We start from the raw sequence: 21812 nt of genomic DNA on the forward strand, positions 1-21812 counted from the left end.
CTAATGGGTTTAATTCTTCATTGTGTTTTTTGAATAGTTATTCTTGTCTTTTTTTCATGATTTAAGGGCCTTCTTGGTTCTTTGTGAATAATTATTTAATAAGCTAGGTTAATTAATTTTATGCTCGTTGTTGTAAAGCCAAGTGATTCGCCTTTTATCGAAGCGCAGGTTAAATGGATAAAAGAAGAATGTGTAAAAAGAGGGCGCAAAAATCAGTGGTTTTTTACATCAGGGTGTTTTGAGACCGATGTCACCGCTATCAAGCAAAAGTTGGCAGAAGTAGAAACAGTTGTTGCAGTTGGTGGTGATGGGACATTGCATTTGGTCGCGAATGCATTGGCGAATTCAGCTGTTTCGCTTGCTGTGCTGCCTGCTGGCACGGGTAACGATTTTGTTAGACAGTTCGCCTATTCTCAACAGCAATGGCGAGCCTTGGTTTTTTCTGAATCTTATAGGTTATTAGATTTAGGTAAAGTCAATCAGCGCTTTTTCATTAATGTGGCTGGTATAGGCTTTAATGCTGCAGTTGTAAAAGATATGAATACGTTCCAAATCCGTCATAAGCTGAGCTATATTTTTGCGGGTATTAAGCACTTGTTTAGCTTTAAACACACTTCATCGCATGACCCTTCTTTGATGCGTGTATTTGCAAATGGTCAGTTTTTTGCTGCAGGCCTAAAAGTGGCGCCGAGTGCTAGGGTTGATAATGGCAAGCTATTAATGCTGCATTTTAGGGCAGAGTCTATATTGAGTAGGCTTTGGAGCTTTTTGCTGATGCTAGTACGACAACATGAAAAGTCATCTCACCTTGAGGTGAGTGAGTTGATGGAGTATGAAATCTCTGATCCTGATCTGTTAATTGAAGCTGATGGTGAAATGATAGGCGTGACACCGGCAGTCATTAAAGTCTGTCGCGGCGCTCTGAAAATGAGGTTATAAAAAAGAGCTGACATTAGTCAGCTCATAGAGGGAGATAATTAATACTGTAATTTAATAAAGCTTATTTAGATTTAAAGTTAAAAAGCTGGTAGCCATTCATTGCTGGGATCTGCGCAACTAAATTAGTTTCTGCATGTGCAATACCTTCAAATTTATCGCATAAGCCATTTGCTTGTTCTTCAATTTGTTTTGCTTGTAGCTGTACTTTTTCTTCAATTTGTTTACCCATGTTTTCCATGCGCGCTTCAAAGCTTTCCATGTCGCCACCTGAGCTGACCATTTCAGAGCCGATCAACATTAAGATACTGCCAATTGATTCCATCATGGCTGACTCGACGGCTTCTTCTATGTGAGTTTCAAAGTGGTTATCAAAATTTTCTCCGAACTCATGAAAGGTCTTTTCGCCCATGACAAATGCACCTTGTTGATAGAAGGTATCACTGATCTCAACGTGTAGTTCATCCATCAGACCGTTAAGGGACTCTAGTCCTTGTAGGTTGAACGCTTGCGCGACTTCATCCAATGCAACACCCGCAAGCTTCACGCCGTCAAGGGCGATGTTCGCTACTTGTGGCAGTTGCACCCTAAGTGAATCGGCATAATTCGCTAAGGCGTCTTTTTGTTCATGAGTTAATGTTATTGCCTGTCCATCAACATAAAGCTCACCATAACTGTCAATCGTTAGTTGTTTATTATTCTCTGCAGTGATCTGTAGTTGATTCGGTGTGATGCGAACATCGTTTTGGAAATCGACTTGGCACTGATCGCTGCTAATTTGAATACCGTGATCTTCATGAGCGATTGCTGAAGTACTTAAAATTAGCGATGTTGCTAGCATAAACTTTTTCATAATTATCATTCCTGTTGATAGACTCGATGATTACTTATCAAGATGAATGCCAAAAGTTAAAATCGTTTAAAATCAGCGGTTTATGTGTTTTTTGTTTTCTACTGGTAAGTGTGTATATAGCTAAAACAAAAATAAAAGTGGTCTATTTAACCAATTATTATGATTTTTAACATCGCTGCTTTCACGCAAGATGACATCGTAAAGTTTGCAAACCTAAAAAATCGGGCTAATTATTAATTCAGTATTGTGCTTATAGTCATGAGGTTGTTGCCATGCGTAATTCCTTTTCTGAAGATGTGCCTATTGATGATGAATTTGGTGCGGAGTTAGATGATTTAAATACAGAGTCTTCTAGCATACAAAAGCGCCGTGCTCGAAAAAGGTTAGAAGATTATTTTGAACAGAAGCGCTTACGCGAATGTTTAGGCGATGATGAGTTTGGAGATATTGATTAAACAAAGCGAGCTGTTAGAAGCGAGTTTCTTGGTTTAAATCAAAGTCAGATCAGGCAGTAGCTCTGCGTTAAATCTCAACTATCTAGACACGCTCTCGCAGTGCGGCATAATGGTGCACATGGCATAAAATAGTTTGAGATTAATATGGGCAAAGTTAAGGTTTGGGATGGTTTTATTCGAGGCTTTCACTGGTTGTTGGTTACTGCGCTAGGTGTGCTTTATATCAGTGGTGAAGAAGGCTGGTTAGAATTGCACTTTGTTACTGGTTATATGTTGTTAGCACTGATGTTAGCCAGATTAATTTGGGGTGTAATTGGTAGTGAAACAGCCAGACTAAGCAAGTTGATTAATCACCCGGCAAAGGTTGTTAATGCATTAAAAGGCAAAGAAGACAGAGTTGGCCACAATGCTGCAGGCAGTCTGATGGTTGTGCTGTTTTTTGTGTTGATCCTTCTACAACTCGTTACAGGGTTATTTACCACAGACGATATTCTTGTTGATGGTCCGTTAGTTCAGTATGTCAGCTATGATCTTGTCGAGTTAGCAGGATCAATACACCACAGTAATATCGATTTTATAATTGCCGCAATTGCATTGCATATTTTGGCTATCATTGCCTATCGTTTTAAAGGTAAAAACCTCATCAAGACGCTTTTAACGGGAACAGCAGAATCAAGCTTGCAACAACCAAAAATGAAGGCTGGTTGGATAGCTTATATCATCTTTGCTCTGTTAGCGGCGGTATTAATTTTCTTGTGGGGCATGGAGCCTTTAAGTCAATTGATTGCATAAGCCAAAACTTGAGTGAATAAAAAACCCGATAAACTTAGTTTCTCGGGTTTTTGCATTTTATGTGGTGAGCTACTTAATCACTCAATCGATTTAAACCATTCAACGCTGCTACACGGTAGGCTTCAGCCATGGTTGGATAGTTAAAAGTAGTGTTAACAAAGTACTCGATGTTATTACCCGGGCCCTTTTGTTCCATAATTGCTTGGCCGATGTGGACGATTTCTGAGGCACGCTCACCGAAGCAGTGAACACCTAAAATCTCTTTAGTTTCCGAGTGGAATAACAGCTTCAAGCTACCAACTTGTGTGCCTGTGATCTGCGCACGTGCAAGGTGTTTAAACTGCGCTCTACCAACCTCGTAAGGGATTTTAGCTGCTGTTAGCTCTTGCTCTGTTTTGCCCACTGAACTCATTTCAGGAATGGTATAAATACCAGCCGGAATGTCATTGATCAGCTTCTCGCTACAACCACCTGAAACAATGGCTTTGGCTGCGATACGTCCTTGGTCAAAAGCGGCACTGGCTAAACTTGGATAACCAATTACATCACCAACGGCATAAATGTTATCGATTTCAGTTTGGTAGCACTCATTTACTTTTAACTGTCCGCGGCCATCTGCTTTTAGGCCTACTGCGGCAAGATTAAGCTTATCCGTGTTACCGGTTCTGCCATTGGCAAATAAAATACAATCGGCACGTACGCGCTTTCCTGATTGTAGATGGAGTATTACACCATGCTCATGTGGTTCAACTTTGGCGAATTCTTCATTGTGGCGAATAACAATGCCACTATTCCAGAAGTGGTAACTGAGTGCATCAGAAATCTCCGCGTCCATAAACGCCAATAATCTATCGCGGGTATTGATCAAATCAACTTTGGCACCAAGGCCCTTAAAGATAGAGGCATACTCACAGCCAATAACACCGGCACCATAGATTAAAACGCGCTGAGGGTCATGCTCTAGACTTAGAATGGTGTCACTGTCATATATTCTAGGGTGAGAGAAATCGACACCAGGTGGACGATATGGACGTGAGCCTGTGGCAATCACAATAATCGGTGCTGTGATCACTTCATAAGAGCCATCTGCATGTGTGACTTTAATTGAGTAACGGTCGATAAAGCTGGCGTCACCTTGAAATAACTCAATGCGGTTCCTGTCATAAAAGCTGCTGCGCAGATTTGATTGCTTAGAGATCACATTACTGGCATGACTAAGAATGTCACCAAAGGTTAAACGCTGCGGCTTTTCAGTGAGGCTAAAAAGTGGGTTTTGTTTATATTCAATTAAACGGCTAACAGAGTGTCTGAGTGCTTTTGAAGGAATAGTGCCCCAGTGAACGCAACCCCCACCAACCGCTTTATGGCGCTCGATAACGGCAACACGTTTGTGACTTTTAGATAGGTTCATGGCGGCACCTTCACCGCCAGGACCTGAACCTATGATAATGGCGTCATACATAAATGACGCCGGCTTGTCTGTATTTGATTCTGCTTTTTGTTTGGCCACAGCCCCTCCTCAACTTGCGAGTTGGCTATCACCGAACAAATTAATACCAATCCGCAATAACACTTAATTATTTTGAGGGATTAAACCTGATGATAGCCGCGTTAAAGGTTTCTCATTTAGAACAACTAAATAACGAAATCTTTGCCTTGCTACCAACAAGGTTTTCTTGCCTCAAAATAGACCACTTAGTTAAGCGGTTTGGTATAAGCGTTCGATAATAGCCTTGCATTTAGTGCTAACCATGCTTGTTTTTGCGTTTGCCAAGCAGCTTCAAGTTCTTTGTATTGCTTGGCAATTGCCGAAGTATCACATTGCTCACGCATGGAATCAGCTTTTGCTTCTAATAACTGCTTTTGTGCCGCACAAAAGGTTTGTAACTTTTTTAGAAGCAAATCATATTCTTGTTGTAACAATGTAAGCTGATCTTGGGCTAAAGGCAATTTTGCCAGCTTAACTTTAGTCTTAAGTAACAAGGTTTCAGCTTTGGCTTTTTCGATACGCTCGACTGGTGTGCGTTTGAGTTTGCTGGCAAGGCCGACTGCTGCAAATGCACGGATCATCCATTTTGTTGGGTCGTAGTGGTACCAACGAATACCATTGCGATAGTCACTGGCAAAAATATGGTGGAAATTGTGATAACCCTCACCATAGGTGAACAACGCTAAAAAGCCATTATCACGGGCGGTATTTTTTTCAGTATATGGGCGAGAGCCCCAAATATGCGCCAGTGAGTTGATAAAGAAAGTAAAGTGCTGACTTAATACCAGTCTTAATACACCTGCCAATAACAACATACCAATAATGTCACCAAACAGTGCACCTAGCAGTAATGGAATACCCACATTCGTTAGTAACACAAGTTTCATGTAATGACGGTGTTGAAACATCACGATAGGGTTGCGTTGTAAGTCTCTAGCATTGCTGTAGTCGCCATAGTTTTTACCTTGGTAGTCACGCAACATCCAACCAATGTGGCTATACCAAAAGCCATTCGTCGCAGCATAAGGGTCCTTTACTGGATCATCGACTTGACCATGGTGCACACGGTGGTCGCTACTCCAATGTAATGCACTATTTTGTAATGCAAATGCACCACCTAGCGCAAATACCCATTGCACAGCAGGATGAGCCTCGTACGTTTTGTGCGCCCATAAGCGATGGTAACCAGCGGTGATAGACAAGCCGGCATAAAACATACAAGCAACAAAAGCGATCCAAGTGCTGGTTTCAAAGCCATGGGTGAATCCATACCAAGGCACTAGGGTAATTGCTGCCAAAAATGACAGGGCAAAAAACAACACATTTGTCCAAAGAAGAGGGGGTTTTTTCATCTTAAAAAATCTCAGCGTACACTTGTACGCTAAAATAGTATTTCATTCTCATCACGTCAAGTATTAGACTGCACAAGTTACCGATAAACTCTAAGGAGAAAATATGTCAGGCGTTCGTGCACAACAAAAACAAAAGACCCGACAAGCCTTGATTGTAGCTGCATTTAATCAACTCAGTGCAGAGCACAGTTTTTCTAATTTGAGTTTAAGGGAAGTGGCAAGAGAAGCGGGTATTGCGCCAACATCGTTTTATCGACATTTTAAAGACATGAATGAACTTGGTTTAACCATGGTTGATGAAGCAGGTTTGACGTTACGCCAACTGATGCGCCAAGCACGCCGTCGTATTGCCAGTGGTGGCAGTGTGATCAATACCTCTGTGCTGACTTTTATGGAGTTCATCGATACATCGAGTAACCAATTTAGATTGTTGTTACGAGAGCGTTCTGGCACATCAAAAGCATTTCGTGCTGCAGTCGCTCGTGAAATTCAGCATTTTATTTTAGAGCTTGCGCATTACTTAGAAGCAGAAACTCCATGCGATGCGAATCATGCTTACATGCAAGCTGAAGCCATGGTTACCTTGGTATTTAATGCCGGCGCTGATGCACTTGATCAAGACACACAGCAACGAGAAGAGTTGACTGAGCGCCTGATTTGGCAGTTACGTTATATCGCAAAAGGTGCGAATCATTACGGCACGCATCAGGTAAATTCAAAACCTTCATAAAAAATTATATAAAAATTAATCTACTCGATTGTTTACTGTTCAAATTTAAAAAGACCCTTAAATTTATGTTTAAGGGTTTTTTTATTCTTATTTTGAAGTTTTATTGCTTTTTGGTTTCTTTTTTAATTCTTATTTCGCTGCTTTAGTGAATTGTTTATGCTTGATCTTTGGTGTGGTGCCATGTTAAAAATCGCATCAGTTACAGCATAAACACAAAACATGCAGATTAAAAAAATGAAAAAATTCACGCAATTGTCACTGCTATTAAACCTCTTACTGATCAAGTATCGGTGCGGGGCAGTGTGCGCGTGAATTGCAGCATTACGAAAACCCCGCACATTGCGGGGTTTTTTGTTTTAACGCTGTAATCAAATGATTGATTAGAACTATTTGCTTATGGCAGAGGTATTCGAAGGGCGATACAAAGGGGTGAGGAGTTAAGGTATGAATGATAAGGTTTGGATTTTTGATACAACATTAAGAGACGGTGAGCAGGCGCTAAAGGCCAGTTTAACTGAAGACGATAAAGTACAGCTTGCACATGCAATCAGCCGACTTAATGTGGATGTTATGGAAGTTGGTTTCCCGGTTTCAAGTCCTGCAGATTTTCGTGCAGTACAGCGCATCGCCACTGAAATCAAAGGCCCTTCAATTTGTGGTTTAGCTCGGGCCGTGGCAAAAGACATAGAAGCCTGTGGTGAAGCTCTACGCCCCGCAGAGCAAAGTCGCATTCATACCTTCATTGCAACCAGCCCTTTACACCTTGAACATAAGTTACGCATGAGCCTAGATGATGCTACCGCGATGGCGGTGAAATCAATCAAGCTAGCACGCAATTACACTGATGATGTGGAGTTTTCATGTGAAGATGCCGGCCGTACACCGCATTGGGATTTATGTCGCATTGTCGAGCAAGCGATTAAAGCGGGCGCTTCAACCATCAACTTACCTGACACCGTGGGGTATGTAACGCCAGACGAGTATGCCGCGATGATCCATCATTTAATGAATAACGTGCCAAATATCGATCAAGCGCGTTTAAGCGTGCATTGTCATAACGATTTAGGTTTAGCGGTTGCAAACTCGATTGCTGCGGTACAAGCGGGTGCGCGACAAATCGAATGTACGATTAATGGTATCGGTGAGCGAGCGGGCAACTGCTCGTTAGAAGAAGTCGCAATGATCATGAAAATGCGTCAAGACCATTTAGGCGTTTACACCGATATTCGCAGCGAAGAAATTTACCGTGCCTCGCGCCAAGTTGAAACCATTTGTAATATGCCTGTGCAACCAAATAAAGCCATTGTCGGCGAAAATGCTTTTGCGCACAGTTCGGGTATTCACCAAGATGGCGTGTTAAAAGCACAAAATACCTACGAGATCATGGCCCCAGAAACGGTGGGCGTACCAAATAATCAATTAAATATGACCTCACGTTCAGGTCGTCATGTCATTGAACATCGCTTAGAAGAGTTAGGTTATCAAAAATCTGATTATGATATGGATAGCTTATATGAAAGCTTTTTAGCGCTAGCTGACCAAAAAGGCACGGTCTATGACTATGACTTAGAGGCTATGATCTACTTTAATCAGATCAGTGATAAAGACGAAACTTACCAACTTGAGTTTGTAAACTCAGCTTCAAATTCTCAATCAGTAGCCAGCTCAACAATTGGTATGACAGTGGGCGGACAATCAAGACAAGAAGCGGCAACAGGAAATGGTCCAGTTGAAGCCTCGTTTAAGGCCATTGAACGTATTACAGGTATGGCCGTTGACGTGATTGAATATAACTTAGATGCCACAGGCCAAGGTGCAAGCTCGCTTGGTCAAGTAAATATCATTGCTAAATATGATGGTCGCCAATACCACGGCGCTGGCCTTGCTGCCGACATCGTAGAAGCCTCTGTGCGAGCGATGATCCGTGTTTATAACTTAATAGATAGGGCACAAAAAGTGTCTGATTTAAAACAACAAAGGAAAGCAGGATGAGCCAACAAAGTTACCAAGTCGCCGTTTTAGCTGGAGATGGCATCGGCCCAGAAGTCATGTCTGCCGCCGAGCAAATATTAGACGCTGTGAGCGCCAAATTTAATTTTACCTTAGAAAGAAAACATCATGCGATTGGCGGTGCCGCCATAGATCAATTTGGTGTGGCACTTCCAGATCAAACGCTAGCGGCATGTGAAAAGGCAGATGCCATTTTATTTGGTTCTGTAGGTGGGCCTGATTGGGAGCATCTACCACCGAATGAGCAACCAGAGCGAGCATCTTTGTTGCCGTTGAGAAAGCACTTTGGCTTATTTTGCAACCTTCGCCCTGCACAACTTTTACCTGCACTCAGTGCGGCATCCCCTCTACGAGCTGATATTAGTGCGCAAGGCTTCGATATTTTGTGCGTACGAGAATTAACGGGTGGAATTTATTTTGGTGAAAAGGGTCGTGAAGGTGAGGGGGCCAGTGAAGCTGCGTTCGACACTCAGCGTTATTCGCGCAAAGAAATAGAAAGAATCGCGCGCTTTGCTTTTGAGGCAGCGCGTCTTCGCAGTAACCATGTTACGTCAGTAGATAAAGCTAATGTATTAGCTTCAAGTGTATTGTGGCGTGAAGTCGTTACTGAAGTGAGTCAAGATTATCCAGAAGTGACGCTTGAGTATATTTATGTTGATAACGCAGCGATGCAACTGGTTAAACAGCCAAGTCAATTCGACGTGTTACTTTGTGATAACTTATTTGGTGATATTTTGTCTGATGAATGCGCCATGATCACTGGTTCAATGGGTTTACTGCCATCGGCCAGCTTAAACCAATCTGGCTTTGGCCTATATGAGCCTGCAGGTGGTTCAGCGCCAGATATCGCTGGTAAAGGTATTGCAAACCCAATTGCGCAAATTTTAAGTGCCGCTCTAATGCTTCGCTATTCTCTTGGCCAAGATGAAGCGGCGCGTACCATTGAGAAAGCAGTTGCTGAAGCTGTCGCTGCAGGTGTGGGTACGCCAGATATTTACCCTGAAGGTGGATATACAACACAAGATGTAGCACAGGCAATTATTGCTCGCATTTAATTTTGGCTGATGGCTGCACCGTCAGCAGCCAAATAAGAGGATGTAGCAATGGCTCAGACCTTATACGATAAGATTTGGCAATCTCATGTGGTTGCTAACATTAACGAACAAACCGATTTACTTTATATTGATCGTCACTTAGTACATGAAGTAACGTCACCTCAGGCATTTGCTGGGTTGCGCGAAAATAACCGCAAAGTACGTTGTCCTGAGAAAACCTTTGCGACGATGGATCATAACGTTTCGACTAAGAGTCGTTCGTTAGATGCAGCGAGTGACGTGTCGAAAAATCAGTTAATGGCGCTTGCGCAAAACTGTAAAGACTTTGGCATTGAGTTGTATGATTTAAACTCGATTAACCAAGGCATAGTGCATGTAATGGGTCCTGAACAGGGGATCACCTTACCAGGTACCACCATTGTATGTGGTGATAGTCATACCTCAACGCATGGTGCATTTGGTGCTTTAGCACATGGTATTGGCACCTCTGAGGTAGAGCACGTACTAGCTACGCAAACACTACAGCAGAAAAAAGCCAGATCGTTGAAGATCCAAATTAATGGCGTACTACGTCCAACCGTCACTTCAAAAGACTTAATTTTAGCTGTGATTGGCAAGCTAGGTACAGCTGGTGGCACGGGTTATGTGGCAGAGTTTTGTGGCGAAGGCATCGAAGCCCTGTCAATGGAAGCGCGTATGACACTGTGTAATATGAGTATCGAAATGGGTGCCAAAGCGGGTTTAATCGCACCAGATGACACGACGTTTGCATATCTTGAAGGTCGTCCTTTCGCACCCAAAGGGGATGATTTCAAAGCAGCCGTTGAATATTGGCAAACTCTGAAGTCAGACGAAAACGCACACTTTGATTTAGTGGTTGAGTTAGACGCACAAGATATTCAACCACAAGTGACTTGGGGCACAAGCCCAGAGCAAGTCATTGGTATTGATGAGCTGGTACCAAACCCTGATGAAGAAGCCGACTTAATTAAAGCTGATGCTATGCGAGCAGCGTTGAAATACATGGGTTTAGAAGCGGGCCAGAAGTTATCTGATGCAAAAGTCGATACCGTATTTATCGGTTCTTGTACTAACAGTCGTATTGAAGATTTACGTGCAGCCGCTGAGATTGTCAATGGCAAGCAGGTTGCGACGGGTGTTGAAGCCTTAATAGTACCTGGATCGGGTCTTGTAAAACAGCAGGCAGAACAAGAAGGATTAGCGGATATCTTCAAGGCAGCAGGGTTTGAATGGCGTGAACCTGGTTGCTCTATGTGTCTAGCAATGAACGATGATAAATTAGGGGCTGAGAAGCGCTGTGCGTCGACTTCTAACCGTAACTTTGAAGGCCGTCAAGGCCGTGCAGGCCGTACTCACTTAGTAAGCCCTGCGATGGCTGCAGCTGCGGCGATAGCCGGTCACTTTACAGATATCAGAGGAGCGGTGTAATGGCTGTTTATCATCAGGGTTTATTGGCACCTTTAGACAAAAATAACGTCGATACTGATCAGATTATTCCAAAGCAGTTCTTAACTTCAACCAGTCGCGATGGCTTTGATAAAGCGTTGTTTTATGACTGGCGCTATCTAGATAACGGCAGTGCAAATCCTGAATTTGTGTTAAACGCAGACTGTTATCAAGGTGCTTCGGTGTTACTGACTCGTGATAACTTTGGTTGTGGCTCATCTCGTGAGCATGCGCCTTGGGCATTAAAGCAGTATGGATTTACTGTGATATTGGCGCAAAGTTTTGCTGATATTTTCTTTAATAACTGTGGTAATAACCAAATGTTATGTATCGCTTTATCAGCAGAGACATTAGATAACTTGTTCGCGATTACAGAGCAATATCAAGATATAAGGGTTGAAATCGACTTAGAAAATCAACTGATCCGCAGTCAATACTTCGATGCCATTGAGTTTGATGTTCGCTCTGATATCAAAGCGCGCTTATTAAGTGGTTTAGATTTTATTGGTGAGACGGAGCAATTGAATGCACAAATTGATGCGTTTGAAGCGAATCTAGCAGCTGTTCGCCCTTGGCAATAAAACAATAATTAACGTTAATCGCGTTTTTTTGCATATAACCAGAGAACTGACTACTCTCTGGTTTTTCTTTTTAGGATAAGAATAATGAAAAAAAGCCTAGCATTGCTTGCCTTACTTGTTAGTGGCACAGCCTTTGGGCGTCCAGCCCCGATCGTATCAATTGCAACGCATGATGCATTTTTCGATAAAATTGCTGCGCATTGTGGTAAAGCGTATCAAGGTAAAGTAACTGTTGATAACCAGGGACCAAGTAAGTTTGATAAGTCTAAGTTAGTGATGCATGTTCGTCGTTGTAATCACATCGAGTTACAAGTCCCTTTTCATGTTGGAGACGATGCATCTCGCACTTGGATCATCACAAAAACAGGTAGTGGTTTGAGCTTGAAACATGATCACCGTTTAGAAAATGGAGAGGATGACCCATCAACTATGTATGGTGGTCACACAACGGATGCTGGCTTTGCGAATGTACAGTCATTCCCAGCTGATCAATATTCAAAAAAATTATTTGTGAGCCAAGGTATCCCTCAGTCAATGGGCAACACTTGGCAAATGTACATTTATGACGATAAGTTTACTTACCGTTTGGTACGTGAAGGTCGTGAATTCAGAGTCGACTTTGACTTAACGAAACCCATTACACCACCAAAAGCACCTTGGGGTTATAAAGACTAGCCTTTTTCTCTATTAACCTAAGCTTTGGTAAAGCGATTTACGAAAACATTGATACTTAGTCGATAAGTTTCTTTAAATTTCCAAGGTTTTGGTTGATTCGCTTTTTGACACTATTGCGACTAGCTTTAAACATGTCGTGATGGTGTCGAGTGGCTCGGCATCTGCCAATGTGAGGTCAGTTATGTCGATTACCGATAGGCAAAAAAAGCTAGTACAACGTAGTTTTGTTCAAATAGAGCACTATGCTGAAGAAGCCGCAGAGCTTTTCTACCAAACACTTTTCCAATATGACCCGTCACTAAAGCAACTATTCAAAAATGATATAAAAAGCCAAGGGCACAAATTTATGATGACTTTACGCGTTGCAGTGAGGGGGCTTGATGATGTCAATGCGCTGGTGCCTGTGCTCGTTCAATTGGCAGAGCGGCACGTAGGGTATGGGGTGCAGGCCAAGGACTTCACCCCGGTCGGTAATGCGCTTTTATATACATTAAAAATGGGACTAGGGGATGCGTGGACACCTGAATTGCGCCAAGCCTGGGTGGATACATTTCGGATGATTGCAACCGTAATGAAAGCCCATGCTTTTAAGGGCTGAGTTTAATCAGGTATCATTTAGATACGCACTTTACTTCGACCTGTAGGTCAGGTTGATAAGCGCGAGGATGAGTGGGCAGCCTTTCAAAGGCTTGCACGCCTTTTTGTAAGGTTAGTTGCGCATTCATGCCTTGGCAAAGCTTTTCTGAATGTCTTAATAAAAATACGCTTTGTTGTGTGAAATGTGCGTAAGCATCTGAGCGAATTTTCAGGAAATAATGTTCATCATTAAACTTAGTTTGTTCGTAATGCACCTTATGATCAAAGTCATATACTTTATCTGGCTGACCTACTGGCGTAGGTGTGTGGTGACAAGCAGTTAATAGTCCTATCATAGCGCCAGATAATAATATTCTATTCCATTGTTTTTTCATAAAATCCTCAAAGTGCAATGTGTGGTTATATTATGAGTAAATCACTCGACCATGGGATGACAAGGTACGCTATTCAGTATTATAAATTGCGATGTTTCGGTGTAAAAAAGCACACACCCCACTTCTCTAAGTTGTAGCACGAATCGCTGAATAGAAAATGAATTTGTACCAAAAGCAGTGTTACTTGAGTGATCGGTTGAGAGACCATGCTCAAGCAACAATTCGCTACTGTTAATAAAAGCGGTATCAGATAGAAGTGGAGCAATTCCGCCTTTCAATGAAACGATAGCCTGTTGCAATTCAGCTTTCATTGTTGGGGTGGCGTATTCAATCACTGCTGGAATAGGTTTAGAAGGCTGAGTGTGAGTACACCCAGCCAGTAATGTTAAACCTAATAGCAGAGTAACGAAAGTGTATCGCATTACTGCTCTTTCACCTTGATATCAACCAAACCATTGCGCATTGGGTGGAATGGTTGAGAGATACTGAGGCTGTTATCATTAATAGACTGCTTAATACTTGGAGCGCGGTTAGCGGTCTCTTTTGCTACGACTGGACAAGCGCCCGTTTCGATATGTGTGAGTGCAGCCGCTAGCATACCCTCTTGAGTGTCACCAAGCTGTTTTGAGAAGTCATCAGCGATGTTACAACCAGGTACTCTCGCTGAAAGTCCAGCTTCAGAGTTCTCATTTTCGACGGGTATAAAACCATCTGCATAATCTCCGAACTCTTTGGCGTTTGCACCTTTAAATTGCACTGTGTAATAAACCTCACCGCAGTTTGGAGTCGGGGTGAAACCATATGGCTTTCCGCAAGTTTGTCCACCAATAAGCACCACATTCACATCTATACCGCGTAGACCATTAATCAAGGATTCACTGGCAGAGCAGGTTCCAGCACTTGAAAGTATATACACAGTATCTAGGTCGACACTTGGTAATATTTGATTGGTATATACGCTTTTGCTCCAATCAATTTTACGATTCTCAAACGTATAATAATCTTCCTCGGCACTTGCTGCTTCGAGCTTGTCATTGCGCAGCGTACGGCTGAACACCTTGGCATTATTTTGAGCGCTTTTAGCGGCTCCGTTGTTTTCACTTGCTCGAGTTTGCTCTTCACCGGCGACCATGTAACCAAGCTGCGCAGACATCACAACTAAACCGCCACCGTTGTAACGCATGTCGAGTACAAGCTCATTGATGTTTTCATTTGAAAACTGCTGGAATGCTGCAACGAGTGGATCTTGACCGACAGAAATGAATTGGTTGAATTGTACATAGCCCACTTTTTTATCAGCATGCTGAATTACTTTAGCATTTTGGACTGGTGTTGATTGTACGTCACCGGCGGTCATTACAATCTCTATGGGGTCTTCACTTCCTTCGCGCTTGATGGTAAAAGTATGTTCTTCACCGGCTTTTGGTTGAAGGCCTGCATTTAATTTATCTACTTCTGCCGAATCTGCAGTACTTATATCCGCACCATTAATGGCTGTAATAGTATCGCCACGAAGTAGCCCTGCATTTGCTGCTGGTGAGCCATCTTGTGTGAAGGCAACTTTAAGTATGCGAGGGGGCGTCCGACTAATAAATGCCCACTTTACGCCGTACCCTGATACCACTCCTGACTGTGCTTCTTTTTTATAGTCATCGTAACTTTCAGAGAAATGAAATTGGTCTTTAGCTTTGCCTGAGTCTGTGATCGCGGTAGTTTTTAGCTGTGCGAAATAATCACCTACTGAATCAAATGATTTAGGGTCGTTGTCTTCTACTTCGTCATACCAAAGGTAAGTTTCGTTAGTATATGAGCGTAGAAACATTTTTTCGTGCATGGCAGTCCCTGCTTTGTCAGGGTAAGGTGCATTTTCATAAGGGTCAGTACCAGTACGCGGCGTTTCACATTGATTTATAAAGCTGCTCGAAGGATCGTACTTATTTAGCGTCCAAGTTGGCTCTGTTACTGTTCCACCAGTGCTTCCTGTATTTGTTGAAGGCGTTGTAGGATTTGTTGTTTGTTGATTATCGTTATTTGAGCTACCACCGCCACAACCAACCAATACTGTTGCAGATAAAGCAAGCGCAATGCTGAAGCTTAATGTATTTAGTTTCATAATATATTCCTATCACATTGTGTGTGATCAAAATACCAACAAGCGTTTGTGAACACAATTGGTACAGCTCGATAAAGCGAAATTAATGCTAATTGTACCCGTGCTTTTTTTGCCAAGTTGTAAATAATTGTTGCTGTTTTTTAGATAACTTCAAGCCATAAGTGCTCTGCATATAAAAGTAAGCATCCGCAATACGCTTTTTTGCAAAATCTGGCGGCTCTACTGTCCGTGTTTTAAAATTAACTTTAATAGGGCAAGCACCATGCTTTAGTTCTGTATTTGGTAACATACCAAAACGATAATTACTTCTGTCACCGTTTATTTCACCAATAGCGGGCGCTAAATTGTTTATATCAGCTTCCATTTTGCGAAATTTAGCACTGACTTTTCTACAGTTTTTCCTACCACCATTTTGCCAGCACTGTAGCTGGTGGCCAAATTCCCAAGCTGAAACAATGTGCTCCCATTCAATACGAGTGGCGCGGCTATTTGGTTTGCCTGCATGGGTGTAGGGTTTTCTTGGTTCATAACCACAGCTGTATGCATCAGGGATAAGTTTTTTGCCTTGGCGTTTGATCTTACAGCCGCAATAAAGCGTGGTGGCATCTTGAGGTAAGGTTTTATTGAGGTGTTTCTTTGCTTGTGAAAAGCTTGAAAATTCTTTGCCAATAGTTGGCGGGCTCAGCAACAGCAAAGCCATTAACGCAAATAGCGGGCGCATTTCTCTCACCTAAGTGGACTACAGAAAAATGCACTATATCACCGCAATAAAGGCTTTAAAATTATCTTGTTGATTGCAATAGTTCTTTCAAAGGTTCACGCCCTAAAAATATAGGGCGCATGTTCCGCTAAGCTGGTTTTTGTCTGCGCTTGCGCCAAGGGGGAGCTTGGAATAATAAGAACATGCCAGATAGACAAAACAACACACTGACGACAGAAAAGCTAATAAGCAGTGGGTTGTTAAAGTCTTCCCGTTCGTCATAATCCATAATGTGTAGCATCCAGAAAAAATCGAAAATACGCCAAATGGTGCTTCTTACTGTTATGATTTGTCCGCTTTGAGCTTCTAGATAAAGTGTTGTACTACACCAGTCATTGTAAGTAACAGACCAGACGTTTTCTTTGTAGCCGATCTCTCTCGGGCCATTTGCTAATAATTGCACATCACTGATTTCGCCATTACCTAAATAATGAGCGTCGGCTTGTTGTTTGATCAAAGCTTCTCTTGGTGCTACAAGTGTTTTACCAGTGACGCCATTAAACCAAGTCGTTTTATCACCTTGCACTTTAATGATAGGAATATCTAATAGGTGTTTGAAAGCAATGTTAGTGAGCGTATCTTGGCTTTTTGTTATGGAATTCAAATCAGCGATATAATCATCTCGTGTGAAAGGATTATCAAGTTGTCGATGTGCTAGGTGTTTACCATGCACTTTTTCTAACGGAATAGCACTCATGACAAACCCACCTAATAACCACGCGAATATTTGAATAGCGAGAAGGTAGCCAAGCCACTTGTGTATTTTTCGAATGGGTTTAAATGCTGCTTTTATCATTGTTATTATCCAAGCCAGATGAAGAAGTAAAAGCGCAGTGTACCTAAAAAGGTTGTTCTGTCACTGCGACAAATTGTCTCAGTCTAAAAGTAGTATTAAATCTGCTTTTTCGATATTGAACAAGATTTGTTCAGTTTTATAATGCGTTATCGGTAGCAACCACTCGGTGAGTTAGTTACACTTGTCTATATTGAGTATCGCTTAGTAACATCATAAAAATACAGCTTAAAAAGAGAATAGTCATAATGTCAGAAATCCAATTCTTAAATGTAGACCTAGAGCTTGAATCAAAACAGGATATTAGTGCCTTGGTAGACGATTTAAAGAAGAACGCTATGGTGCTGCACTATGATAAAGACGACTATCGTCATTTAGCCCGTATTGAGGCCGACGCTGATGTGGTAAGCCCTGATAAAGCGATTAATCATTTATGCGAGCTAATAGAGTCTTGTTCTAAAAGCGCGCTTAAGCAATGGTTATCTTGCTCTAAGCGCACTTTTGATATTGGCTTTAACTCAGGTGCTGAACCTAAGTGTTTCTCTCAGCCAATTAGTGCCGATACGCTACTGAGAATTTCGGCGATTGGCGCAGGAATTGAAATCACTATTTATCCAGTTGAAAGTTAAGCTAGGGCGTGTTTATCTTTGAGGTATGAATTTTGTTCAAATCAAAGGCTTTCAATACACGAAATGAGCTACGAAGCATAATGGGTTATGTGAGTGGCGAATGACAAAGTAGTGGAAGCCTTTGGTTGAACTCTCCGAGCAGCGCGAGTTGGTCATTTATTCGGCGTTATCGGCTGACTTACATAGAACAACTATGCTACGCAGCCTCTGCGGGGCAGCCCCTGCCTGGCCTAAATACCCAACTCACTGCTGCAAAAACAAACAGCAAAGGTCAACACGCCCTTGAATTTAACAAAAAACGCGATCTTGGGTTTCCAAGATCGCGTTTTTTGTTTTTGAGCAAAATTTTCTTAAAACTGTTTTTAATGGTGTTTTTGCTCTTTGATAACCAAATGGAATAACAAAGCAGATCTAATTCTTTATCCTTGGCAACGCAAATCAGTATGCTTCAGCCTTAGAAAACCTTACTTCGAGTAGAAGTATTTCAGCAAGCAAACTAAGCAGACGGTTTAGGGTTAGGGGATAGATTCCATGTTGTTAAGTCAACTTAGTGCCGCGGCAAGCCCGCTGACACAAGAGCAAGTGCAAAAATTACAAGGTTTAGTGGCCGAGCTAAACCCAATACAGCAAGCTTGGGTAAGTGGTTACCTAGCTGCAAATGCAAATACAGCTGCATTAAGTGGTGTAGTGGGCGGTCAAGCGCCAGCTGCAGGCGAAGCGGCTGCACTCACCATTCTATATGGTTCGCAAACTGGTAATGCCAAAGGCGTTGCTAACCAGTTAAAAGCGGCTGCAGAGGCGAAAGGCCTGGCGGTTAAGCTGGTAAACATGGCTGACTACAAACCTGCTCAACTTAAGAAAGAAAAGTTTATTGCTGTTGCTGTTTCTACTTATGGTGAGGGTGAGCCACCTGAAGATGCTGAAAACCTACACGCATTCTTAGCTTCGAAAAAAGCACCAAAACTAGATGGCGTTAAAGTTGCGGTTATCGGTCTAGGTGATTCAAGCTACGAATTCTTCTGCCAAACGGCGATCGATTTTGAAGAGCGCTTTAAAGCACTAGGCGCAGAAACGGTGGTTGCTCGCGCTGACTTAGACGTTGATTATGAAGACCAAGCAACAGCTTGGATCGGTGGTGCAGTTGATGCATTCGAACCTGAGCTAAAAGCACAGTCACAAGGTTCAGCACAAGTTATTCCGATGGCTGGCTTCGGTGCAGCACCAGCACAGAGTCAATACACTAAGCAAAACCCATTTGCGGCAGAGCTAAGTGTGGTGCAAAAGATCACAGGTCGCGACTCTACAAAAGATGTTCGTCACATTGAGATTTCACTAGAAGGCTCTGATATCACGTATCTTCCAGGTGATTCTTTAGGTGTTTATTTCTTAAATGACGAAGCACTAGTAGATGAAATACTGGCACTATTAAACATTGATGGCGCAACTGAAATCACATTGGGTGAAGAAACGCTATCAATCCGTACAGCGTTAATTGAAAAACTAGAGCTAACTCAGTCTTACCCAGGTTTCGTTGAAAAATACGCACAGGCGACAAACAACGCTGAGCTATTAAAACTAGTTGAAGACAAAGCGGCTATGCGTGAGTACATCGAAGCGCGTCAAATCTTCGATATCATCAAGCAAAACCCAAGCGATATTAGCGCACAAGACCTAGCGAACAGCTTACGTAAGTTACAAGCACGTTTATATTCAATTGCTTCTAGCCAAGCTGAAGTGGAAGAAGAAGTGCACTTAACTGTTGGTTTAGTAGAGTTTGATGCCTTTGGTGAAAAACACTTTGGCGGTTGTTCTGGTTACCTTGCACACCGCGCAGAAGAAGGTGTACAAGTTAAAGTATTTAGCGAGCATAACGACAACTTCCGTTTACCAAGTGACGATAACACGCCAGTTATCATGGTAGGCCCAGGTACAGGTATCGCACCATTCCGTGCATTCCTACAAGAGCGTGATGCACGTGAAGCTGAAGGTGAAAACTGGTTGTTCTTCGGTAACCCGCACTTCACCCAAGATTTCTTATACCAAGTAGAGATCCAAGGTTATGTGAAGTCTGGCCTACTAAACAAAGTAGATCTTGCATTTAGCCGCGACCAAGCAGAAAAAGTATACGTGCAAGACCGTCTTCGCGAGAAAGGTGAAGAAGTATTTGCATGGTTAGAAAAAGGTGCACATTTCTACATTTGTGGTGACGCTAACTGCATGGCGAAAGACGTTCACCAAGCACTTATCGACATTATTAAAGCCCATGGTGGCAAAGATGACGAGCAAGCTGAAAGCTACTTAAAAGCGCTTCGCAGCAACAACCGTTATCAAAAAGACGTGTACTAGTAGCAAGTGCTAGTACACCACACTGACCGTCACAGTAGAATTTTAGGATAAGCCATGAGCACAGATTACAAACCTAACAGCAAGCTAGACCCAAATGCCAAGTTTGCTGATAACGAAAGACTTAAAACACAAAGTAACTTTTTACGCGGCACCATCACAACGGATTTAAAAGACCAGCTTACAGGTGGCTTTACAGCGGATAACTTCCAGTTGATCCGTTTCCACGGCATGTATCAGCAGGACGACCGTGATATTCGTCCAGAGCGTACTAAGCAAAAACTTGAACCAATGCACAATGTGATGCTTCGCGCACGTATGCCAGGTGGTATTATCACGCCTAAGCAGTGGTTAGCGATTGATGAGTTTGCGGGCGATAAAACAATTTACGGCAGTATTCGTTTAACTACGCGTCAAACATTCCAATTCCACGGTGTGTTAAAGCCGGGCATTAAAGAAATGCACCAAATGCTAAACAGCGTTGGCATTGACTCTATTGCAACTGCCGGTGACGTTAACCGTAACGTACTATGTACGACTAACCCTGTTGAGTCTGAGTTACACCAAGAAGCATACGAGTGGGCAGCGAAAATTTCTGAGCACTTACTACCACACACTAAGGCGTATGCTGAAATTTGGTTAAACGGTGAAAAGACAGAAACAACTGAAGAGCCAATTTTAGGGTCTACTTACTTACCACGTAAGTTCAAAACGACAGTGACGATTCCACCAAACAACGAAGTAGACGTTCACGCGAATGACCTCAACTTTGTTGCGATTGCAGAAGACGGCAAGCTAGTTGGTTTTAACGTACTAGTTGGTGGTGGTCTGGCGATGACGCACGGTGATGTAAACACATATCCTCGTAAAGCAGATGATTTTGGTTTTATACCGCTTGAGCACACGCTAAAAATTGCTGAGCACGTCGTATCTGTACAGCGTGATTGGGGTAACCGTGTTAACCGTAAGAATGCAAAAACTAAGTACACCTTAGATACATTTGGTAGTGACGCATTTAAAGCAGAAGTAGAAAACCGCGCTGGTGTTAAATTTGAAGACAGCCGCCCATATGAATTTAAATATCGTGGCGACCGTATTGGTTGGGTAGAAGGTATTGATGGTAAGCACCACCTAACGCTATTTATCCAAAGTGGCCGTATTTTAGATTACCCGGGTAAGCCACTAAAAACAGGTTGCCGTAAGATTGCTGAAATTCACCAAGGTGACTTCCGCATGACAGCTAACCAAAACTTAATTGTTGCAGGCGTGCCAGCTGATCAAAAAGACATCATTGAGCAGATTGCTCGTGAGCATGGTTTAATTGACGATTCACACTCTGAACAGCAAAAAAATTCAATGGCATGCGTGGCATTGCCGACATGTCCACTTGCGATGGCTGAAGCAGAGCGTTACCTACCAGAGCTTATCGAGAAAACAGAAGCGATTTTAGCGAAGCATGAAATCCCGAATGACGACATTATTATGCGCGTTGTTGGTTGTCCGAATGGTTGTGGTCGTGCGATGTTGGCTGAGATTGGTTTTGTAGGTAAAGGCCCAGGTAAGTACAACGTTTACCTTGGTGGTAACCGTGAAGGTACGCGCGTACCTAAGCTATATCTAGAAAACGTAGGTGAAGATGTGTACCTACCAGCATTAGACGAATTAATTGGCCAGTGGGCCAAAGAGCGTAACGAAGGCGAGTGTTTTGGTGACTTCGCTATCCGCAAGGAAATCGTTGCCGAAGTGAAAGTTTCTAAAACAGACTTCCACGCTTAAGAAATCATTGAGTTGGCAGGCAAGCCTGCCAA

The 21812-nt window shown here is 42.6% G+C and carries 21 protein-coding genes; 13 read left to right on the top strand and 8 right to left on the bottom strand.

The window, feature by feature from the left end; all coding sequences use genetic code 11:
• Window positions 1-120 precede the first annotated feature (120 nt).
• Window positions 121-939, top strand: a complete 819-nt coding sequence (locus tag PP2015_RS00455) for a diacylglycerol/lipid kinase family protein (protein WP_058028405.1) — start codon at window positions 121-123, stop codon at window positions 937-939.
• A 61-nt stretch (window positions 940-1000) separates the two neighbouring features.
• Here PP2015_RS00455 and PP2015_RS00460 read toward each other — a convergent pair whose 3' ends face one another.
• A complete protein-coding gene (locus PP2015_RS00460; RefSeq protein WP_058028406.1) occupies window positions 1001-1789 on the bottom strand; it encodes a YggN family protein in 789 nt (262 codons plus the stop codon).
• A gap of 272 nt (window positions 1790-2061) precedes the next feature.
• Between PP2015_RS00460 and PP2015_RS00465 the strand changes: the two genes are divergently transcribed.
• Both PP2015_RS00465 and PP2015_RS00470 read left to right on the top strand, forming a co-directional pair.
• The gene (locus PP2015_RS00465; protein WP_058028407.1) at window positions 2062-2244 is read left to right on the top strand and encodes a PA3496 family putative envelope integrity protein; all 183 of its coding nucleotides are present in this window, start codon (window positions 2062-2064) and stop codon (window positions 2242-2244) included.
• A gap of 144 nt (window positions 2245-2388) precedes the next feature.
• A complete protein-coding gene (locus PP2015_RS00470; RefSeq protein WP_058028408.1) occupies window positions 2389-3036 on the top strand; it encodes a cytochrome b/b6 domain-containing protein in 648 nt (215 codons plus the stop codon).
• A gap of 73 nt (window positions 3037-3109) precedes the next feature.
• Here the strand turns inward: PP2015_RS00470 and sthA are convergent, their stop codons facing one another.
• Together sthA and PP2015_RS00480 are read right to left on the bottom strand one after the other, a co-directional pair.
• Window positions 3110-4498, bottom strand: a complete 1389-nt coding sequence (gene sthA / locus PP2015_RS00475; RefSeq protein WP_083496620.1) for a Si-specific NAD(P)(+) transhydrogenase — start codon at window positions 4496-4498, stop codon at window positions 3110-3112.
• 233 nt (window positions 4499-4731) lie between these two features.
• Window positions 4732-5877, bottom strand: coding sequence for an acyl-CoA desaturase (locus PP2015_RS00480; RefSeq protein ID WP_058028410.1), 1146 nt, complete (start codon window positions 5875-5877; stop codon window positions 4732-4734).
• Window positions 5878-5980: 103 nt separating this feature from the next.
• Here PP2015_RS00480 and fabR point away from each other — a divergent pair, with 103 nt between their 5' ends.
• From fabR to PP2015_RS00515, 7 genes are all read left to right on the top strand, one after another.
• The gene (gene fabR, locus PP2015_RS00485; RefSeq protein WP_058028411.1) at window positions 5981-6607 is read left to right on the top strand and encodes an HTH-type transcriptional repressor FabR; all 627 of its coding nucleotides are present in this window, start codon (window positions 5981-5983) and stop codon (window positions 6605-6607) included.
• Between the two features lie 444 nt (window positions 6608-7051).
• The gene (gene leuA / locus PP2015_RS00490) at window positions 7052-8599 is read left to right on the top strand and encodes a 2-isopropylmalate synthase (protein ID WP_058028412.1); all 1548 of its coding nucleotides are present in this window, start codon (window positions 7052-7054) and stop codon (window positions 8597-8599) included.
• Entirely contained in the window at window positions 8596-9672 is a 1077-nt protein-coding gene (gene leuB / locus PP2015_RS00495; protein ID WP_058028413.1) for a 3-isopropylmalate dehydrogenase, read from the top strand. The genes leuA and leuB overlap by 4 nt, the downstream gene beginning before the upstream one ends.
• 48 nt (window positions 9673-9720) lie before the next feature.
• Entirely contained in the window at window positions 9721-11121 is a 1401-nt protein-coding gene (leuC, locus tag PP2015_RS00500) for a 3-isopropylmalate dehydratase large subunit (RefSeq protein ID WP_058028414.1), read from the top strand.
• On the top strand, window positions 11121-11720 hold the full coding sequence (leuD, locus tag PP2015_RS00505) for a 3-isopropylmalate dehydratase small subunit (protein ID WP_058028415.1): 600 nt from the start codon (window positions 11121-11123) through the stop codon (window positions 11718-11720). Before leuC ends, leuD begins: the two co-directional genes overlap by 1 nt.
• An 84-nt stretch (window positions 11721-11804) precedes the next feature.
• The gene (locus PP2015_RS00510; RefSeq protein WP_058028416.1) at window positions 11805-12395 is read left to right on the top strand and encodes a hypothetical protein; all 591 of its coding nucleotides are present in this window, start codon (window positions 11805-11807) and stop codon (window positions 12393-12395) included.
• Window positions 12396-12576: 181 nt separating this feature from the next.
• The gene (locus PP2015_RS00515) at window positions 12577-12993 is read left to right on the top strand and encodes a globin family protein (RefSeq protein ID WP_058028417.1); all 417 of its coding nucleotides are present in this window, start codon (window positions 12577-12579) and stop codon (window positions 12991-12993) included.
• A gap of 13 nt (window positions 12994-13006) precedes the next feature.
• On the opposite strand, the gene PP2015_RS00520 is transcribed toward PP2015_RS00515, so the two are convergent.
• The 5 genes from PP2015_RS00520 to PP2015_RS00540 form a co-directional block, all read right to left on the bottom strand.
• On the bottom strand, window positions 13007-13366 hold the full coding sequence (locus PP2015_RS00520; RefSeq protein ID WP_058028418.1) for a hypothetical protein: 360 nt from the start codon (window positions 13364-13366) through the stop codon (window positions 13007-13009).
• Window positions 13367-13407: 41 nt separating this feature from the next.
• Window positions 13408-13788, bottom strand: a complete 381-nt coding sequence (locus PP2015_RS00525) for a hypothetical protein (RefSeq protein ID WP_058028419.1) — start codon at window positions 13786-13788, stop codon at window positions 13408-13410.
• Window positions 13788-15479, bottom strand: a complete 1692-nt coding sequence (locus tag PP2015_RS00530; protein WP_058028420.1) for a S41 family peptidase — start codon at window positions 15477-15479, stop codon at window positions 13788-13790. Before PP2015_RS00530 ends, PP2015_RS00525 begins: the two co-directional genes overlap by 1 nt.
• An 88-nt stretch (window positions 15480-15567) precedes the next feature.
• Complete coding sequence (locus tag PP2015_RS00535; protein WP_058028421.1) at window positions 15568-16200, bottom strand: endonuclease; 633 nt, start codon at window positions 16198-16200, stop codon at window positions 15568-15570.
• A gap of 127 nt (window positions 16201-16327) precedes the next feature.
• Window positions 16328-17035: a hypothetical protein gene (locus PP2015_RS00540; RefSeq protein WP_058028422.1), complete on the bottom strand. Its 708-nt coding sequence runs from the start codon at window positions 17033-17035 to the stop codon at window positions 16328-16330.
• A 245-nt stretch (window positions 17036-17280) separates the two neighbouring features.
• Here PP2015_RS00540 and PP2015_RS00545 point away from each other — a divergent pair, with 245 nt between their 5' ends.
• The 3 genes from PP2015_RS00545 (at window position 17281) to cysI (ending at window position 21780) form a co-directional block, all read left to right on the top strand.
• On the top strand, window positions 17281-17661 hold the full coding sequence (locus tag PP2015_RS00545) for a hypothetical protein (protein ID WP_058028423.1): 381 nt from the start codon (window positions 17281-17283) through the stop codon (window positions 17659-17661).
• 531 nt (window positions 17662-18192) lie between these two features.
• The gene (locus PP2015_RS00555; protein WP_058028425.1) at window positions 18193-20007 is read left to right on the top strand and encodes an assimilatory sulfite reductase (NADPH) flavoprotein subunit; all 1815 of its coding nucleotides are present in this window, start codon (window positions 18193-18195) and stop codon (window positions 20005-20007) included.
• Window positions 20008-20061: 54 nt separating this feature from the next.
• Complete coding sequence (gene cysI, locus PP2015_RS00560; RefSeq protein ID WP_058028426.1) at window positions 20062-21780, top strand: assimilatory sulfite reductase (NADPH) hemoprotein subunit; 1719 nt, start codon at window positions 20062-20064, stop codon at window positions 21778-21780.
• Window positions 21781-21812: the final 32 nt, after the last annotated feature.

The organism is Pseudoalteromonas phenolica, from assembly GCF_001444405.1.
Classification (GTDB): Bacteria; Pseudomonadota; Gammaproteobacteria; order Enterobacterales; family Alteromonadaceae; genus Pseudoalteromonas; species Pseudoalteromonas phenolica.

Coding starts and splice junctions, on each gene's coding strand:
- PP2015_RS00515 (WP_058028417.1), top strand. CDS start 12,577: ATGTCGATTACCGATAGGCAAAAAAAGCTAGTACAACGTAGTTTTGTT.
- PP2015_RS00540 (WP_058028422.1), bottom strand. CDS start 17,035: ATGATAAAAGCAGCATTTAAACCCATTCGAAAAATACACAAGTGGCTT.
- cysI (WP_058028426.1), top strand. CDS start 20,062: ATGAGCACAGATTACAAACCTAACAGCAAGCTAGACCCAAATGCCAAG.
- leuD (WP_058028415.1), top strand. CDS start 11,121: ATGGCTGTTTATCATCAGGGTTTATTGGCACCTTTAGACAAAAATAAC.
- PP2015_RS00510 (WP_058028416.1), top strand. CDS start 11,805: ATGAAAAAAAGCCTAGCATTGCTTGCCTTACTTGTTAGTGGCACAGCC.
- PP2015_RS00525 (WP_058028419.1), bottom strand. CDS start 13,788: ATGCGATACACTTTCGTTACTCTGCTATTAGGTTTAACATTACTGGCT.
- PP2015_RS00455 (WP_058028405.1), top strand. CDS start 121: ATGCTCGTTGTTGTAAAGCCAAGTGATTCGCCTTTTATCGAAGCGCAG.
- PP2015_RS00460 (WP_058028406.1), bottom strand. CDS start 1,789: ATGAAAAAGTTTATGCTAGCAACATCGCTAATTTTAAGTACTTCAGCA.
- leuC (WP_058028414.1), top strand. CDS start 9,721: ATGGCTCAGACCTTATACGATAAGATTTGGCAATCTCATGTGGTTGCT.
- leuA (WP_058028412.1), top strand. CDS start 7,052: ATGAATGATAAGGTTTGGATTTTTGATACAACATTAAGAGACGGTGAG.
- PP2015_RS00480 (WP_058028410.1), bottom strand. CDS start 5,877: ATGAAAAAACCCCCTCTTCTTTGGACAAATGTGTTGTTTTTTGCCCTG.
- PP2015_RS00555 (WP_058028425.1), top strand. CDS start 18,193: ATGTTGTTAAGTCAACTTAGTGCCGCGGCAAGCCCGCTGACACAAGAG.
- leuB (WP_058028413.1), top strand. CDS start 8,596: ATGAGCCAACAAAGTTACCAAGTCGCCGTTTTAGCTGGAGATGGCATC.
- PP2015_RS00545 (WP_058028423.1), top strand. CDS start 17,281: ATGTCAGAAATCCAATTCTTAAATGTAGACCTAGAGCTTGAATCAAAA.
- PP2015_RS00520 (WP_058028418.1), bottom strand. CDS start 13,366: ATGAAAAAACAATGGAATAGAATATTATTATCTGGCGCTATGATAGGA.
- sthA (WP_083496620.1), bottom strand. CDS start 4,498: ATGTATGACGCCATTATCATAGGTTCAGGTCCTGGCGGTGAAGGTGCC.
- fabR (WP_058028411.1), top strand. CDS start 5,981: ATGTCAGGCGTTCGTGCACAACAAAAACAAAAGACCCGACAAGCCTTG.
- PP2015_RS00535 (WP_058028421.1), bottom strand. CDS start 16,200: ATGCGCCCGCTATTTGCGTTAATGGCTTTGCTGTTGCTGAGCCCGCCA.
- PP2015_RS00465 (WP_058028407.1), top strand. CDS start 2,062: ATGCGTAATTCCTTTTCTGAAGATGTGCCTATTGATGATGAATTTGGT.
- PP2015_RS00530 (WP_058028420.1), bottom strand. CDS start 15,479: ATGAAACTAAATACATTAAGCTTCAGCATTGCGCTTGCTTTATCTGCA.
- PP2015_RS00470 (WP_058028408.1), top strand. CDS start 2,389: ATGGGCAAAGTTAAGGTTTGGGATGGTTTTATTCGAGGCTTTCACTGG.